General features: G+C 59.0%; 16 protein-coding genes. 11 read left to right on the forward strand and 5 right to left on the reverse strand.

The window, feature by feature from the left end:
- Positions 1-541: 541 nt before the first annotated feature.
- Together CKW38_RS14295 and CKW38_RS14300 are read right to left on the reverse strand one after the other, a co-directional pair.
- Complete coding sequence (locus tag CKW38_RS14295; protein WP_007911642.1) at positions 542-1762, reverse strand: CaiB/BaiF CoA-transferase family protein; 1221 nt, start codon at positions 1760-1762, stop codon at positions 542-544.
- Positions 1763-1775: 13 nt separating this feature from the next.
- Complete coding sequence (locus tag CKW38_RS14300; RefSeq protein WP_007911645.1) at positions 1776-2957, reverse strand: acyl-CoA dehydrogenase; 1182 nt, start codon at positions 2955-2957, stop codon at positions 1776-1778.
- A gap of 158 nt (positions 2958-3115) precedes the next feature.
- Here CKW38_RS14300 and CKW38_RS14305 point away from each other — a divergent pair, with 158 nt between their 5' ends.
- The 11 genes from CKW38_RS14305 (at position 3116) to CKW38_RS14355 (ending at position 13252) form a co-directional block, all read left to right on the forward strand.
- Entirely contained in the window at positions 3116-4015 is a 900-nt protein-coding gene (locus CKW38_RS14305) for a LysR family transcriptional regulator (protein ID WP_007949773.1), read from the forward strand.
- Positions 4016-4449: 434 nt separating this feature from the next.
- Positions 4450-5571, forward strand: coding sequence for a Re/Si-specific NAD(P)(+) transhydrogenase subunit alpha (locus tag CKW38_RS14310; protein ID WP_095113085.1), 1122 nt, complete (start codon positions 4450-4452; stop codon positions 5569-5571).
- Positions 5572-5586: 15 nt separating this feature from the next.
- Positions 5587-5907, forward strand: a complete 321-nt coding sequence (locus CKW38_RS14315; protein ID WP_003187417.1) for an NAD(P) transhydrogenase subunit alpha — start codon at positions 5587-5589, stop codon at positions 5905-5907.
- On the forward strand, positions 5907-7340 hold the full coding sequence (locus CKW38_RS14320) for an NAD(P)(+) transhydrogenase (Re/Si-specific) subunit beta (protein ID WP_007911651.1): 1434 nt from the start codon (positions 5907-5909) through the stop codon (positions 7338-7340). The genes CKW38_RS14315 and CKW38_RS14320 overlap by 1 nt, the downstream gene beginning before the upstream one ends.
- Before the next feature lie 213 nt (positions 7341-7553).
- Complete coding sequence (locus tag CKW38_RS14325; protein ID WP_095113086.1) at positions 7554-9047, forward strand: acetyl-CoA hydrolase/transferase family protein; 1494 nt, start codon at positions 7554-7556, stop codon at positions 9045-9047.
- Positions 9048-9369: 322 nt separating this feature from the next.
- Complete coding sequence (locus CKW38_RS14330; protein ID WP_007911656.1) at positions 9370-9585, forward strand: DUF1127 domain-containing protein; 216 nt, start codon at positions 9370-9372, stop codon at positions 9583-9585.
- Between the two features lie 257 nt (positions 9586-9842).
- Positions 9843-10052 (forward strand): DUF1127 domain-containing protein, encoded by a 210-nt coding sequence (locus tag CKW38_RS14335; RefSeq protein ID WP_095113087.1) that lies wholly within the window; start codon positions 9843-9845, stop codon positions 10050-10052.
- Positions 10053-10187: 135 nt separating this feature from the next.
- Complete coding sequence (locus CKW38_RS14340) at positions 10188-10505, forward strand: DUF2388 domain-containing protein (RefSeq protein ID WP_007911658.1); 318 nt, start codon at positions 10188-10190, stop codon at positions 10503-10505.
- Positions 10506-10612: 107 nt separating this feature from the next.
- Positions 10613-10930 (forward strand): DUF2388 domain-containing protein, encoded by a 318-nt coding sequence (locus tag CKW38_RS14345; RefSeq protein WP_007911660.1) that lies wholly within the window; start codon positions 10613-10615, stop codon positions 10928-10930.
- A 43-nt stretch (positions 10931-10973) separates the two neighbouring features.
- Complete coding sequence (locus CKW38_RS14350) at positions 10974-11294, forward strand: DUF2388 domain-containing protein (RefSeq protein WP_007911662.1); 321 nt, start codon at positions 10974-10976, stop codon at positions 11292-11294.
- A complete protein-coding gene (locus tag CKW38_RS14355; protein ID WP_095113088.1) occupies positions 11291-13252 on the forward strand; it encodes a DUF4105 domain-containing protein in 1962 nt (653 codons plus the stop codon). Before CKW38_RS14350 ends, CKW38_RS14355 begins: the two co-directional genes overlap by 4 nt.
- A gap of 46 nt (positions 13253-13298) precedes the next feature.
- Here CKW38_RS14355 and CKW38_RS14360 read toward each other — a convergent pair whose 3' ends face one another.
- The 3 genes from CKW38_RS14360 to trpB form a co-directional block, all read right to left on the reverse strand.
- Entirely contained in the window at positions 13299-13754 is a 456-nt protein-coding gene (locus CKW38_RS14360; protein ID WP_007911666.1) for an anti-virulence regulator CigR family protein, read from the reverse strand.
- A gap of 122 nt (positions 13755-13876) precedes the next feature.
- Positions 13877-14689 (reverse strand): tryptophan synthase subunit alpha, encoded by an 813-nt coding sequence (gene trpA / locus CKW38_RS14365; RefSeq protein WP_007911667.1) that lies wholly within the window; start codon positions 14687-14689, stop codon positions 13877-13879.
- On the reverse strand, positions 14689-15921 hold the full coding sequence (gene trpB / locus CKW38_RS14370; RefSeq protein WP_095049514.1) for a tryptophan synthase subunit beta: 1233 nt from the start codon (positions 15919-15921) through the stop codon (positions 14689-14691). Before trpB ends, trpA begins: the two co-directional genes overlap by 1 nt.
- Between the last annotated feature and the right edge of the window lie 62 nt (positions 15922-15983).

The following is a 15983-nucleotide window of genomic DNA, read 5'->3' on the forward strand; positions in this document are numbered from 1 at the left end:
GTTGGTTACATCTTTGATTTCTCGCGGAGTAACTTGTGATGCTGATAATCTTGTTGACTATCAGTCTGACTCCACAAGCACCCACACGAATTGCTTGATTCAGTTGTTAAAGAGCGGTTGGTTAAGATCTTTCGTCTCAACCGAGGCGCGCATTCTACAGCAGCCTCATTTGCTGTCAAGTGATTATTTTCAGAAGCTTTCGAAGAATTCTTCAACAACTTCAACCACTTGCGCTTCAGATCTCTCGTCAGCGGGAGGCGAATTCTACAGCGTTACACGCTGCTGTCAACACCTCTTTTTCAACTCCCTTTCGGCTTCGATGAACTGAAGCAACTCACTGCCGAAACCTACATAACTCATTGAATCTCAAGGAGTTTTCCGTTTCGACTGCGCCGGAAGTGGGGCGAATTATAGACATCTGAAATCTGTCGTCAACCGTTAATTTCGCTTTTCTTTCAAACACTTGCAGATTGGTTAAAAAGCGACCAAAGACAGCCATATATAGGTAGAAAACACGATCCCTTCTATATAGAAGGGATCGTCAGAGCACCCCAGCCGACTTCAACTCCGCCACCGCACCTGCGCCCAAACCCAACACACCCTGCAAAACCTCCAGCGTATGCTCGCCTAACAAAGGAGGCGCACGGCGATACTCCACCGGCGTCTGCGACATGCGGATAGGGCTAGCCACCTGCGGCACCATTCCAGCCAACGCGTGCGGCAGCTCTATCGCCAGGCCACGCGCCTTAACCTGTGGATCTTCAAACACCTGCGACAGATCATTGATCGGCCCACACGGCACGCCCGCCTGCTCCAGTTGAGCCACCCATTCGGCGGTAGTCTTGAATACCGTCGCCTGGCGAATCAGCGGAATCAACACCGCCCGATTAGCCACACGCAGCTTATTAGTAGCAAAACGCGGATCGTCAGCCCACTGCGGTTGCCCTGCCACCTCAGCAAACTTGCGGAACTGCCCGTCATTGCCCACGGTAAGAATGAAATCACCGTCGGCCGTAGGAAAGTCCTGATAAGGCACAATGTTCGGATGCGCATTGCCCAGACGCTTGGGCGCATTACCCGTAGTCAAATAATTCATCGCCTGGTTGGCCAGACAAGCCACCTGAACATCCAGCAACGCCATATCAATGTGCTGACCACCACCGTCGTGATCGCGATGAGCCAACGCCGCCAGAATCGCGACCGTCGAATAAAGCCCCGTCAGGATATCCGTCAGCGCCACACCGACCTTCACCGGCCCGGCACCTTCATCACCCTCGGGACGACCGGTCAGGCTCATCAGCCCGCCCAGCCCCTGAATCATGAAGTCATAGCCGGCACGCTTGGCATACGGCCCGGTTTGGCCGAATCCGGTAATCGAGCAATAGATCAGATTCGGATTGATCGCCTTCAACGATTCATAGTCGAGCCCATAAGCCGCTAGCCCACCGACCTTGAAGTTCTCGATAAGGATGTCCGACTTGGCCGCCAGATCGCGCACCAGCTTCTGCCCCTCGGGACGCGTGAAGTCGATGGTCACCGATTGCTTGTTGCGGTTGGCTGACAGGTAATAAGCCGCCTCTGACGTGTTCTCGCCATAAGCGTCCTTAAGGAAGGGCGGTCCCCAGGCGCGAGTGTCGTCACCATTACCAGGGCGCTCGACCTTGATCACCTCGGCGCCAAGGTCGGCGAGTATCTGCCCGGCCCACGGCCCGGCCAACACGCGCGATAAATCCAGTACCCGCAGATGCGACAGCGCGCCCATGGTCGCTCTCCTATTAATAGAACGCCTGCAAGCCGGTTTGTGCACGCCCCAGGATCAGAGCGTGAACGTCGTGAGTGCCTTCATAGGTATTCACCACTTCCAGGTTGACCAGATGACGGGCCACGCCGAACTCGTCGGAGATGCCATTACCACCGAGCATGTCACGAGCCATGCGGGCGATGTCCAGCGACTTGCCGCAGGAGTTGCGCTTCATGATCGAAGTGATCTCGACCGCAGCGGTTCCTTCGTCCTTCATGCGCCCCAGACGCAGGCAGCCTTGCAGGGCCAGAGTGATCTCGGTCTGCATGTCAGCCAGCTTCTTCTGGATCAGCTGAGTAGCGGCCAATGGGCGACCGAACTGCTGACGATCCAGAGTGTACTGGCGAGCGGTGTGCCAGCAGAACTCGGCAGCGCCCAGCGCACCCCAGGAGATACCATAACGCGCAGAATTGAGACAGGTGAACGGGCCTTTCAGGCCGCGCACGTCGGGGAAAATGTTTTCTTCCGGCACGAACACGTTGTCCATGACGATCTCACCGGTGATTGACGCACGCAGACCGACCTTGCCGTGAATCGCCGGAGCGCTCAGACCTTTCCAGCCCTTCTCCAGTACGAAACCACGGATGTCGCCAGCATCGTCTTTAGCCCAGACCACAAACACATCAGCGATCGGGCTGTTGGTGATCCACATCTTCGCGCCGGTCAGGCTGTAGCCGCCTTCGACTTTGCGGGCACGGGTGATCATCGCGCCCGGGTCGGAACCATGGTTTGGCTCGGTCAGGCCGAAGCAGCCGATCCATTCACCGGAAGCCAGTTTCGGCAGGTATTTCTGTTTCTGCGCTTCGGTACCGAATTCGTTGATCGGCACCATTACCAGCGACGACTGCACACTCATCATCGAGCGGTAGCCAGAATCGACACGCTCCACTTCGCGAGCAATCAGCCCATAGCTGACATAGTTGAGGCCGCTGCCACCGTACTGCTCGGGGATGGTCGCACCCAGCAGGCCGACTTCGCCCATTTCGCGGAAGATCGCCGGATCAGTTTTCTCATGACGGAAAGCTTCGAGGACACGCGGTGCGAGGCTCTGCTGAGCGAACTGCTCGGCGGTGTCGCGGATCATGCGCTCTTCTTCGGTGAGCTGTTGATCCAGCAGCAGGGGATCGATCCAGTTGAAGCTAGCTTTAGCGCCCATGATTGTGTCCTCGCAAATCGGCTGAATTAACGTGGCATTGATCCTAGGCGCGGTTCGCTGTCGCGGCAAACGAGGATTTCGCATTCTGTTGTGCTAATTTCTCACTCCGAAACGTCGTGAAATGCCTTTTATGCGGCGCATTAGTGAGGTTGACGTACATGCGCAGGAAGATCCCCAGCACCACCGCCCTGATCAGCTTCGAGGCCGCCGCACGCCACGAGAGTTTTACCCGCGCTGCCGAAGAACTTTCCCTCACTCAAGGGGCCATTTGCCGACAGATCGCCAGCCTTGAGGAGTTCCTTGGCGTGGAACTGTTCCGACGCTCGCGACGCGGGGTGAAGTTGACCGAGGCGGGGCTTTCATACAGCCGCCGAGTTGCGACGCAACTCGACGCGGTTGAGCGCGACACCCTCTCAGTGATGGGTCAGCAAGGCACCAATGTGATCGAACTCGCGGTGGTGCCGACCTTCGGCACACAGTGGCTACTGCCACGTCTCAAGGATTTCCAGCTCAAGCACCCGGAGGTCACGGTCAACCTGACCAACCGCACCCGGCCCTTTCTGTTTGCCGATACCGAATTCGATGCGGCGATCTACTTTGGCGATGCCGACTGGTCGGGTACCGAATCCCACAGGCTGATGGGCGAAAATCCGATGCCGGTGTGCAGCCCCGCCCTACTCGGTAACAAGACGCACCTGACAGCCGAGGCAATCGCCGAGCTACCGTTGTTGCAGCAGACCACCCGCCCCTATGCCTGGCGTCAGTGGTTCAACTCACAACACCTGAATATCCCCCGGGACATGACAGGCCCGCGCTACGAGCTATTCTCCATGCTTGCCCAGGCCGCCATGCACGACATGGGCATTGCGCTGATTCCACCGTTCCTGATTCAGCGTGAGTTAGCCGAGAAGCGCCTGGTGATTGCCAACCCCCAGGCACTCTCAAGCATCAAGGCCTATTACCTGATGATTCCCGAACGAAAAGTCGAATCAGCGTCATTAAAGGCATTTCGTGACTGGCTGGTAACCCAAGCGCAGAGCTACAGCCTAGAAGGGTAAAGGCTCACAGCGATAGCTAACCCCGTAGTCAGGAAATTCAAAGCCCTACAGATGTAAGTATTTGTCGCAATTGCACAGACTGTATCCGAAAGTCGTACAGACGTCCCAAAAGCGCCTGAAGACGTGGCTTTGAGCCTTCATTGACGACGCATTGCTGCCTATTCACGTCACCGATGAGAAATTTTTCCATAATCGGCCAGAATCCTTGCAAGGCACGGGCTGCAAGGGATTCAGCTAGCCATCTGCGACATTCGGTCACGGCATGACTTGTAGTTAATTTTCCGTCACCCGTCATAATCCCTTGAAGGGCATAAAGTTCGCCTGCAAAATGCCGCGCCCCGCCCTGATTTGGCGGGATCGTGCTGATCGGCCGCCCCAGTCGCACCATCCGTAGTGCATGGGTTTACTCAATAAGATCACGCAGGAGATTTGACGTGCACATTGGTGTTCCTCTCGAAACCCAGACCGGTGAAAAACGGGTTGCTGCAACCCCGGAAACCATTAAAAAGCTGATCAGCCAAGGTCATAAGGTCACTGTGCAAACCGGCGCCGGCGTAAAAGCCAGTGTGGTCGACAGTGCCTATGAAGCGGCAGGCGCAACCATTGGCAGTGCCAATGATGCGTTTGGCGCCGAGCTGATTCTCAAGGTGGTCGCCCCGAGCGATGCCGAACTGACGCTGATCAAGCGCGGTACGGTGCTGGTCGGCATGCTCAACCCGTTCAACAACGAAACCATTGCGAAGATGGCCGAGTGCGGCATTACCGCGTTCGCCCTCGAAGCGGCGCCGCGCACATCGCGCGCGCAGAGTCTCGATGTGTTGTCGTCGCAGGCGAACATTGCCGGCTATAAGGCTGTGTTGCTGGCCGCTCACCACTACCCACGCTTCATGCCGATGTTGATGACCGCTGCAGGCACCGTGAAAGCGGCGCGCGTGCTGATTCTTGGCGCGGGCGTGGCCGGGTTGCAGGCGATTGCCACGGCGAAACGCCTGGGTGCGGTGATCGAAGCGTCTGACGTGCGTCCGGCGGTAAAAGAGCAGATCGAATCCCTCGGTGCGAAGTTCGTCGACGTGCCTTACGAGACCGATGAAGAGCGCGAATGCGCCGTCGGTGTCGGTGGTTACGCGCGGCCAATGCCAGCGAGCTGGATGCAGCGTCAGGCCCAGGCTGTGCACGAGCGCGCCAAGCAGGCTGACATCGTCATCACCACCGCGCTGATTCCGGGCCGCAAGGCACCGACCCTGCTGAGCGCGGAGACTGTGGCGCAGATGAAACCGGGCTCGGTGGTCATCGACCTCGCCGCTGCTCAGGGTGGCAACTGCCCGCTGACCGTGGCTGATCAGGTCGTGGTCGAAAATGGCGTGACCATTTGCGGCCCGACCAACCTGGCCGGTGAAGTCGCTGCAGACGCTTCGGCACTGTACGCACGCAACCTGCTGGACTTCCTCAAGCTGGTTTTCACGAAAGAAGGCCAGTTCGACGTCAACCTCGAAGACGACATCGTCGCCGCGTGCCTGATGTGCCGCGACGGCCAAGTCATCCGCAAAAACGCCTAAGCAGGGATTCAGACGATGGAAGAGCTTATCTCCCCCGGTATCTACAACCTGATCATCTTCGTGCTGGCGATTTATGTCGGTTACCACGTGGTCTGGAACGTCACACCTGCGCTGCACACGCCGTTGATGGCGGTAACCAACGCCATTTCGGCGATCGTGATCGTCGGCGCCATGCTCGCTGCTGCACTGACTGTCACGCCGCTGGGCAAAACCATGGGCACCCTCGCCGTGGCACTTGCGGCGGTCAACGTGTTCGGTGGCTTCCTGGTCACCCGCCGCATGCTTGAGATGTTCAAGAAGAAAGCCCCGAAAGTAAAAGAAGAGGCGCCGAAGTAATGAGCATGAATCTCGTCACGACGCTCTACCTGATCGCGTCGATCTGCTTTATCCAGGCCCTCAAAGGCCTGTCGCACCCGACCACCTCACGGCGCGGCAACCTGTTCGGCATGCTCGGCATGGCCTTGGCGATCCTGACCACCGTCGGCCTCATCTATAAGTTGGGTGCTGAGCTGGCCACGGCCGGTATCGGTTACGTGATCGTTGGCCTGCTGGTCGGCGGTACGGCCGGTTCGATCATGGCCAAACGCGTTGAAATGACCAAGATGCCGGAACTGGTCGCCTTCATGCACAGCATGATCGGTCTGGCAGCAGTGTTCATCGCAATTGCCGCTGTTGTTGAGCCGCAGTCGCTGGGCATTGTCAAACAGCTGGGCGACTCGATTCCTGCGGGTAACCGTCTGGAGCTGTTCCTTGGTGCGGCGATCGGTGCAATCACCTTCTCCGGTTCGGTGATTGCGTTCGGCAAGCTGTCGGGCAAGTACAAGTTCCGTCTGTTCCAGGGCGCACCGGTACAGTTCGCCGGGCAGCACAAGCTCAACGCAGTGCTGGGTCTGGCAACGCTGGCGCTCGGTCTGACCTTCATGTTCACCGGCAACCTCACCGCGTTCGCGCTGATGCTGGCATTGGCGTTCGTGATGGGTGTGCTGATCATCATCCCGATCGGCGGCGCCGACATGCCGGTCGTGGTGTCGATGCTCAACAGCTACTCGGGCTGGGCGGCGGCGGGTATCGGTTTCTCGCTGAACAACTCGATGCTGATCATTGCCGGTTCACTGGTGGGTTCGAGCGGTGCGATCCTCTCGTACATCATGTGCAAGGCGATGAACCGTTCCTTCTTTAATGTGCTGCTTGGCGGTTTCGGCAATACGGCTGATGCTGGCCCGGCCGGTGCGAAAGAAGCACGTCCGGTGAAATCCGGTTCGGCTGACGACGCGACCTTCCTGCTGACCAACGCCGACACCGTGATCATCGTGCCGGGCTACGGTCTGGCGGTAGCACGTGCGCAACATGCACTGAAAGAACTGACCGAGAAGCTGACCCACCGTGGCGTGACCGTGAAGTACGCGATCCACCCGGTTGCCGGCCGTATGCCAGGGCACATGAACGTTCTGCTCGCCGAGGCCGAAGTGCCTTACGATCAGGTGTTCGAGATGGAAGACATCAACTCCGAGTTCGGTCAGGCCGACGTGGTGCTGGTGCTCGGCGCGAACGACGTGGTCAACCCGGCGGCGAAGAACGATCCGAAATCGCCGATTGCCGGCATGCCGATTCTCGAAGCGTTCAAGGCCAAGACCATCATCGTCAACAAGCGCTCGATGGCCAGCGGCTATGCCGGTCTGGACAACGAACTGTTCTATCTGGACAAAACCATGATGGTCTTCGGCGACGCGAAGAAGGTCATCGAAGACATGGTCAAAGCGGTCGAGTAATCCATCGCTGCTGCACCGAACGCCCCGACTCGTCGGGGCGTTTTTGTTTGCGCAAACGTCGGACAATTTGCCGCGTTGTTGCAGATCCGGTAACGGTGTTTTACTTCAAACCCGCTAAATAGACGCCTCGTTTGCGACCTTGGTAGCGGGACAGGCGCCCGTCAAATTCACTAGACTGCGCATCCTGCTACTCGTTGCCCGAGATAATAATCCATGTACCGTGACCGTATTCGCCTGCCTTCGTTGTTGGATAAAGTGATGAGCGCCGCCGACGCAGCTGCTCTGATTGAAGACGGCATGACCGTCGGCATGAGCGGTTTCACCCGCGCCGGCGAAGCCAAGGCTGTTCCTCACGCACTGGCCGAGCGCGCCAAGATCACGCCGCTGAAGATCAGCCTGATGACCGGCGCCAGCCTCGGCAACGACCTCGACAAGCAACTGACCGAAGCCGGCGTACTCTCGCGGCGCATGCCGTTCCAGGTCGACAGCACCCTACGCAAGGCAATCAACGCCGGCGAGGTCATGTTCATCGACCAGCATCTGTCGGAAACCGTCGAGCAACTGCGCAACCAGCAACTGAAGCTGCCGGACATCGCGGTCATCGAAGCCGTCGCCATCACCGAACAGGGTCACATCGTGCCGACCACCTCGGTGGGCAACTCGGCGAGCTTCGCAATTTTCGCCAAACAGGTGATTGTCGAGATCAACCTGGCGCACAACGCCAACCTCGAAGGCCTGCACGACATCTATATCCCGACCTACCGCCCGACGCGCACGCCGATCCCGCTGGTAAAAGTCGACGACCGCATCGGCAGCACCGCGATTCCGATCCCGCCGGAGAAGATTGTCGCCATCGTTATCACTCAGCAGGCCGATTCGCCGTCCACCGTGTCATCGCCGGATGTCGACACCAATGCCATCGCCGATCACCTGATCACCTTCTTCAAGCAGGAAGTCGACGCCGGGCGCATGACCAACAAGCTCGGCCCGTTGCAGGCCGGGATCGGCAACATTGCCAACGCGGTGATGTGCGGCCTGATCGATTCGCCGTTCGAAGACCTGACCATGTACTCCGAAGTGCTGCAGGATTCGACCTTCGACCTGATTGATGCCGGCAAGCTGAGCTTTGCTTCGGGCAGTTCGATCACCCTGTCGGAGCGGCGCAACAGCGACGTGTTCGGCAATCTGGAGAAGTACAAGGACAAACTGGTACTGCGGCCGCAGGAGATCTCCAACCACCCGGAGGTGGTGCGCCGCTTGGGCATCATCGGCATCAACACGGCGCTGGAGTTCGACATCTATGGCAACGTCAACTCCACACACGTTTGCGGCACGCGGATGATGAATGGCATCGGCGGTTCCGGCGACTTCGCGCGCAACGCGCATCTGGCGGTGTTCGTGACCAAGTCGATCGCCAAGGGCGGCGCAATTTCCAGTGTGGTGCCGATGGTCAGCCACGTTGACCACACCGAGCACGACGTTGACATTCTGGTGACCGAAGTGGGTCTTGCCGACTTGCGAGGCCTGGCGCCACGGGAGCGGGCGCGGGTGATCATCGATAACTGTGTACACCCGGACTTCCGTCAGGCGCTGAATGACTACTTCACGGCGGCTTGCGCAATCGGTGGCCACACCCCGCACATCCTGCGGGAAGCGTTGAGCTGGCACATGAATCTGGAAGAAACCGGGCGCATGCTCGTGGTCTGATCCACACAGATAAACCGCCGACGCAAACACAGTTTGCGTCGGCAGAGTTTCTCAAGCCTCCCTCCCTGACAAAAACTGTACTGCTGTACTGGTCATTTCCTACAGACCTTGCCTACCTTTCCGAGTGAATTGAGCAAAAATGCACCACTTAAGTGCGGACAGGTACAGTTTGCTCAATTTTGACCCGTACACCCCCTATAAACAGTTAACTGGTCACTCACAATACAGTTGAACTGTATCTAGAGAGACTTGGCAAACGAGAGGATCATGGGCACCAGTCAAACCACTACCTGATCCCGCCACAAGCGGAAGGATGTCAACCATGGAACGTACACTCAGTTCCGAACTGTTCTTCGAAGACAAAGCTGTAAACACCCAGGCTTCCCTGCCTCTGCGCGTTATCGCCAACCTGATGTTGTGGCAGCGCCGCATCTCCAGCCGCCATCAACTGGCTCGTCTGGATTCGCGTCTGCTGGCTGACGCCGGTATCAGCGAAGCACAACGCTACGAAGAGCTGAGCAAGCCGTTCTGGCGCTAAGTAGCGTCGCTGGCTCTGGTCGTTAGACCCACCGCCAGCAACCCGAATTGAAAAAACGAAACCCGTCGTGGGAAACCCCGACGGGTTTTGTCGTTTTCGGGGTGGAAAATCCAGGTACACCTGCTGATACAACAGACAGGTACAGTTTTATTCAATCATCATCTAAACCAGTACAATTTCACTCAAGTGTATCTGCATCTTTGTCTGTCACAGGCTCAACATGACCTTCCGCCTTCTCCGGTGAAAGGAATACGCCCATGAAAGACTTACAGAATGTTTCAGAAACTTCGAGCCTGCCGATTCCTCGCCGCAACGCTCTGCGGCGCTTGTTTGGCGGTCTTTGGGAGTCCTTGGAGCGCGCCAGAACGCGGCGCGCGCTGTTTCAACTCGACAGTCGAGATCTAGCCGATCTAGGCCTCAGCCACGCCGATCGCCTGAATGAACTGGATAAGCCGTTCTGGCGCTAGCATTTTGCCCACTGTGCGAACCTCGCAAAGCAGGCCTAATATCCACGCAGAACGTGGCGAATGTTGTGTCACTGGCGTCTGACTCCTCAGATACCGAGCCACCTCTCTCTACGGTTTATCCAAAGGAGTTACACCATGTCCCGTCTTCGTCTGCTCAGCGCTGCCGCCCTGCTGGCCGTGGCTGCCAACGCCAGCGCCACCAGCTTTATCGTCACCACCGACGCCGTTGTCGGTGCACTGAAGTCTTCGTCCGACGCAACTTCCGACGTCACCTCGTCCTTCCGTGACGACAAAATCGTTCTTGCCGCCCGTGACGACGCTGCCAGCTTCGTGGCCAGCGAGGGCGAGATCCGTGGGGTGAAACTGGAAAGCGCGCTGGATCACATCCGTCATCAGGCGCCACAGCTGCAAGCTACCGACGCGCAGTTGGCTCAAGCCATCCTGACGATCTAAGCGACTGGCACCGTTCGGGACACGCCGGTCGTGTCCCGATGTTTCGGCGCTGGCTCTGGCCCGGGCATTGCGCTAGCCTTTGGGCTCGCCAACAGTTACCGAGTCCAATGCGCTTTCTTCCAAATCTGCTGATCCCTTCCTTATTGTTTACCGCCTGCTGGGCGACGTCCGTCGATGCCTTTGATGCTTTCAATGCGTCGACCCAAGGCACTGTCGTCAGTGGTTACGCCACCAGCATGGTGTCTTCCGCGCCTTTCGACCGTAAACTGCTGCTCGCCGCTCACGATGACGCGGCCGCGTTTGTTGCCAGTGACGGTGAATGGCGAGGCGCTCGTCTGGAATCTGCGCTGCATTACTTGCGCAAAACCCGGCCGAAACTTCATGTCAGCGACCTTGAACTGGCAGAGGCAATTCTCGTCCAATAGTTATCCTGTACCCCCGTTATCCTTGCCCCTTCGGAGTCGTTCCATGCGTAGCCCGCTGATTGCTGCCGCCCTTGGCCTGTTTTTGTTGGCCGACGTGGCCCAGGCGCACACCCTGGTAGCCACCAGTAACATCATCGTTCGTGCCTCCCAGCGCACTATCGATTTCACCTCCGACACCACTACGTCGATTCGCGATTCGAAAATCATCCGCGAAGCCCACGACGACGCTGCCAGTTTCGTCGCCACTAACGGTGATATCCGTGGCGCGCATCTGGAAGCGGCGCTCAATACCCTGCGCACTCGCGTGCCGGAAGCGCGCGACGCCAGTGATCAGGTTCTCGCCGAAGCCATCCTCGCGCTGTGAGGTCATTCGGCACCTGGCTGCTGGCCGGGGCGTTGTTGTTGCTTGGCAACAGCGCCCACGCCGGCCTGCAATTGCGGCTCAAGACCGACGGTCTGAGCCCCGCCCAACAACAGGCCAGCCAGGCGCTGATCGATGAGGCGATGCAAAAACTGCCGCCGAGCTTTATCGAGCGGCTGGATCGGCGCATCGATGTCGGCTGGACCGACGACATGCCCGCCAACGCCTATGGCCAAGCCACACTGGTGGCCGAGCTCGATCTGAATCGAAAACTGCTCGCCGGTCTCACGGATGGCAGCGCAGCCAAAGAAAAAACCAATCGCCCCCACGGCACTGTGCGCCAGGAACTGCTCGCCACGGTGCTGCATGAAATCACCCACATTTATGACCGCGCCCGCTTATGGCCGAATGCCGAGCGCACGCTGATTCAGCGCTGCACGCGCCGCTTTAACAGCGCCGGGCTGATCGGCATTCCCGACGAGTGTCGCGGCCAGAACGGCCGTCGCTTCACCCTCAGCGATGATCCGCGCCTGCTCGACCTCGCCGGTTGGCAGCAATACGTCGGCCGCCGCGGTGAGCGCGAACAACACAACCGGCAGATCGCGCGCAGCCCGGACCTGTACGAAATCTCCAGCCCGAAGGAGTTCGTCGCGGTCAACATGGAGTATTTCCTCCTCGACCCGAGCTACGCCTGCCGCCGCCCGGCGCTGTACCGCTATTACCAGCAACACTTCGGCTGGGCACCGCCGGCCAAGGACACTTGCAGCAAGACTTTCGCGTTTCTCAATGCCGGCAACGACTTTGCCAAGCAACCTTTGGGGCAGGTCGATCCCGAGCGGGTCTATGCCGTCGACTATCTGCTGGCCGAGGCCAATCAGAACTGGGTCAGCCGCTGGGGCCACAGCATGTTGCGCCTGGTGATCTGCGCACCGGGCCGCCCGCGCGGGCCGGATTGCCGACTCGATCTGGACCAGCACCTGGTGTTGTCCTACCGCGCCTTTGTCGGCGATGTACAGCTGTCGAGCTGGGACGGCCTGGTCGGCAAATACCCGTCGCGCCTGTTCGTGCTGCCGCTTGCGCAGGTCATCGACGAATACACCAAGACCGAACTGCGCAGCCTCGCTTCGGTGCCGCTGAACCTGTCCCGCGACGAGATCGAAGGTGTGGTCGAACACGCCGCCGAAATGCACTGGAGCTATGACGGCAACTACTTCTTCCTCTCCAACAACTGTGCGGTGGAAGGCCTGAAGCTGTTGCGCAGCGGCAGCAACAACACACAGTTCGTGGGTCTGGACAGCATCATGCCCAACGGCTTGCTGGAAGTGATGAAAGGCCGTGGTCTGGCGGACACCAGTGTGCTGGATGATCCAAAAGAAGCGCTGCGTCTGGGTTACCGCTTCGACTCGTTCCGCGATCGCTATCAGGCGATGTTCGATGTGCTGAAGAAGCAACTGCCGATCAAGCAGAACACTGTTGAGGAATGGCTTTCGCTGACAGCCGAGGAACGCCGCGAGTGGTTCGAGCGGGCGGATTTGCGCACCAGCGCCGCGCTGCTGTTGCTGGAACAAGCCAGTTATCGGCGCCAGTTGTTGCTGGCTCAGGACGAGGTCAAGCAGCGTTACCTCGGTGCGCGTGAGCTGGAAAACGGCGGCATGGACAAGGCCAATGCGACCTTGCAGGAAATCCTCGCCAATAGCGGGTTCCTCAGCCGTCCGGCAGAATTGCTCGACGCCAAGGGCTACGGATTGCCGCAGCCGACCGAGTTCACTCGACTGGAAGCGGAGAGCAGCCAGCGGCAGAAGAAGCTGCTGGCACTGTCCGGCGATCTCGACGCCGAAGTGCGCAAGTTGCTGGAGCCCAAGCGGGCCGCAGAGATTGCCGCCAGCGAGGAGAATGTGAAGCAGATTGGCGCGCATTTGCGCAAATTGCACAAGGCCTCCGGCGGACTGGAGCTGCCCTGAAAAAAAAACCGCAGCCATTGGCTGCGGTTTTTTTATTGCCTGCGGATCAATACAAAACGCCATCGAGAATTTCGTAGACGATCCCGGTGCCCACCGCGATCAGCACGATATCGCCCCCCGCCCGACGCCATTCGTAACCCGGATACACCGGCAAACGACCCAACGCGCGACCGTCCAGACGCTCACCGTAATACCCGTGTGGCAACGGCCGGCCACGTTCCAGATGAATCCCCGGAGGCGGCGGTGCACCGCGTACAAAGTAGCCATGATTGTCACGAATGGTCTGACGCACCGGGCCAAAATCGCGCGGCGGCGGACCGCCACGGTGATCGTTTTGCGGGCCACGATGATCATCGCGATGGTCATTACCATGGTTGTCGTACTGGCCCTGCTGCGGGCCGCCGTGGTCGTGATCGTCGCGCGGATCGGCGCTGGCCAGCAGCGGTGTCGCACTGATCATCAGTACGCCCAATCCGGCCATCAGACGTTTCGGCATTTTCATCGGGTCTTTCCTCACGGCACAAACAGCAAAAAGGGATTCAGAACGTGGTTCTGAATCCCTCGGTCTTGCTGGATTAGTCTGTGTCGCGAGACGCTAATTCCTCTGTATCAGGAACTTTACCTTCAGCTGACGCGGGCCTTACGCACGCCTTCGGAGAGTGCCGAGCACAAGCTCAGTACACCGTCGACGGCTTGCGCCGGCGTAGTCGCATTGGCGATGTGATCGATCAACGCCGAACCCACCACCACACCATCGGCCAGACGCGCAATGGCCGCTGCTTGCTCCGGGGTACGGATGCCGAAACCGATGCTGATCGGCAGATCGGTGTGACGGCGCAGACGGGTCACCGCCTCTTCGACGTGCTCCAGGGTTGCAGCACCGGCACCGGTCACACCGGCTACCGACACGTAGTACACAAACCCGGAGCTGCCGTTGAGCACCTTTGGCAGACGCGCATCGTCGGTGGTTGGCGTGGTCAGACGGATGAAGTCCAGACCGGCAGCCTGCGCCGGGTCGCACAGCTCGGCATTGTGCTCAGGCGGCATGTCTACGACGATCAGGCCATCGACGCCGGCCTCTTTCGCATCGGCGATGAAACGCTCAACGCCGTACATGTGGATCGGGTTGAAGTAGCCCATCAGCACCAGCGGCGTATCGCTGTTGCCTTCGCGGAATTCACGAACCATTTGCAGGGTTTTCAGCAGGTTCTGCTTGGCACCCAAGGCACGGATGTTCGCCAGTTGAATTGCCGGGCCGTCGGCCATCGGGTCGGTGAACGGCATGCCCAGCTCGATCACGTCGGCGCCAGCACCCGGCAAGCCTTTAAGGATCGCCAGCGAAGTGTCGTAGTCCGGATCACCGGCGGTGACGAAGGTCACCAGCGCGGCGCGGTTCTGTTCTTTGAGGTCGGCAAAACGCGTTTGCAGGCGGCTCATCAGTGTTTCTCCTGCTTGGACTGTTCCATATGGTGCATGACGGTCTGCATGTCTTTGTCGCCCCGGCCGGACAGGTTGACCACCATCAGGTGATCCTTAGGCAGCTTCGGCGCACGTTTGAACACTTCAGCCAGGGCGTGAGCGCTTTCCAGGGCAGGAATGATCCCTTCCAGGCGGCAGCATTTGTGGAACGCATCGAGGGCTTCGTCGTCGGTCACCGAGGTGTATTGAACGCGACCGATGTCATGCAACCACGCGTGCTCAGGGCCGATGCCCGGATAGTCGAGGCCAGCGGAAATCGAGTGGGCGTCGATGATCTGGCCATCGTCGTCCTGCAGCAGGAAAGTCCGGTTACCGTGCAATACACCCGGAACGCCGCCATTCAGGCTGGCCGCGTGCTTGCCGGTTTCGATGCCGTAACCCGCCGCTTCAACGCCGATGATTTCAACGCTCTTGTCGTCGAGGAACGGGTGAAACAGGCCCATGGCGTTGGAACCGCCACCGATGCACGCCACCAGGCTGTCCGGCAGACGACCTTCCTGCGCTTGCAACTGATCGCGGGTTTCCTTGCCGATGACAGCCTGGAAGTCGCGAACCATCGCCGGATAAGGGTGCGGGCCAGCCACGGTGCCGATCAGGTAGAAGGTGTTGTCGACGTTGGTCACCCAGTCACGCAGGGCTTCGTTCATCGCATCTTTCAGAGTACCGGTGCCGGCCACCACCGGAATCACTTCAGCGCCCAGCAGTTTCATGCGGAAGACGTTGGCCTGCTGACGTTCGATGTCAGTGGTGCCCATGTAGATCACGCAATCGAGACCGAAACGTGCCGCTACAGTGGCAGTGGCCACGCCGTGCATGCCGGCGCCGGTCTCGGCGATGATGCGTTTCTTGCCCATGCGTCGCGCCAGCAGGATCTGGCCGATGCAGTTGTTGATCTTGTGCGCGCCGGTGTGGTTCAGCTCTTCGCGCTTGAGATAAATCTTCGCGCCGCCGCAGAACTCGGTCAGGCGCTCGGCGAAATACAGTGGGCTCGGACGTCCGACGTAGTCACGCTGGAAGTAGGCCAATTCTTCTTTGAACGCCGGATCTTCCTTGGCCGCTTCGTATTCGCGGGCCAGATCGAGGATCAACGGCATCAGGGTTTCCGCCACGTAACGGCCACCGAACGAGCCGAACAGGCCGTTGGCGTCAGGGCCGTTACGCAGATCAGAGGTGTTCGAAGTCTGGGTCATGAGTCGCTCCAGGTGAATTCGGGTGGGAAGACAATGACGACCACTCTACCCCTGACCTTCCA

This window comes from Pseudomonas sp. Irchel 3H7 (genome assembly GCF_900187605.1).
Lineage (GTDB): Bacteria > Pseudomonadota > Gammaproteobacteria > Pseudomonadales > Pseudomonadaceae > Aquipseudomonas.

Coding starts and splice junctions, on each gene's coding strand:
- CKW38_RS14335 (WP_095113087.1), top strand. CDS start 9,843: ATGAAAGACTTACAGAATGTTTCAGAAACTTCGAGCCTGCCGATTCCT.
- CKW38_RS14345 (WP_007911660.1), top strand. CDS start 10,613: ATGCGCTTTCTTCCAAATCTGCTGATCCCTTCCTTATTGTTTACCGCC.
- trpA (WP_007911667.1), bottom strand. CDS start 14,689: ATGAGCCGCCTGCAAACGCGTTTTGCCGACCTCAAAGAACAGAACCGC.
- CKW38_RS14325 (WP_095113086.1), top strand. CDS start 7,554: ATGTACCGTGACCGTATTCGCCTGCCTTCGTTGTTGGATAAAGTGATG.
- CKW38_RS14350 (WP_007911662.1), top strand. CDS start 10,974: ATGCGTAGCCCGCTGATTGCTGCCGCCCTTGGCCTGTTTTTGTTGGCC.
- trpB (WP_095049514.1), bottom strand. CDS start 15,921: ATGACCCAGACTTCGAACACCTCTGATCTGCGTAACGGCCCTGACGCC.
- CKW38_RS14305 (WP_007949773.1), top strand. CDS start 3,116: ATGCGCAGGAAGATCCCCAGCACCACCGCCCTGATCAGCTTCGAGGCC.
- CKW38_RS14315 (WP_003187417.1), top strand. CDS start 5,587: ATGGAAGAGCTTATCTCCCCCGGTATCTACAACCTGATCATCTTCGTG.
- CKW38_RS14330 (WP_007911656.1), top strand. CDS start 9,370: ATGGAACGTACACTCAGTTCCGAACTGTTCTTCGAAGACAAAGCTGTA.
- CKW38_RS14300 (WP_007911645.1), bottom strand. CDS start 2,957: ATGGGCGCTAAAGCTAGCTTCAACTGGATCGATCCCCTGCTGCTGGAT.
- CKW38_RS14295 (WP_007911642.1), bottom strand. CDS start 1,762: ATGGGCGCGCTGTCGCATCTGCGGGTACTGGATTTATCGCGCGTGTTG.
- CKW38_RS14340 (WP_007911658.1), top strand. CDS start 10,188: ATGTCCCGTCTTCGTCTGCTCAGCGCTGCCGCCCTGCTGGCCGTGGCT.
- CKW38_RS14320 (WP_007911651.1), top strand. CDS start 5,907: ATGAGCATGAATCTCGTCACGACGCTCTACCTGATCGCGTCGATCTGC.
- CKW38_RS14360 (WP_007911666.1), bottom strand. CDS start 13,754: ATGAAAATGCCGAAACGTCTGATGGCCGGATTGGGCGTACTGATGATC.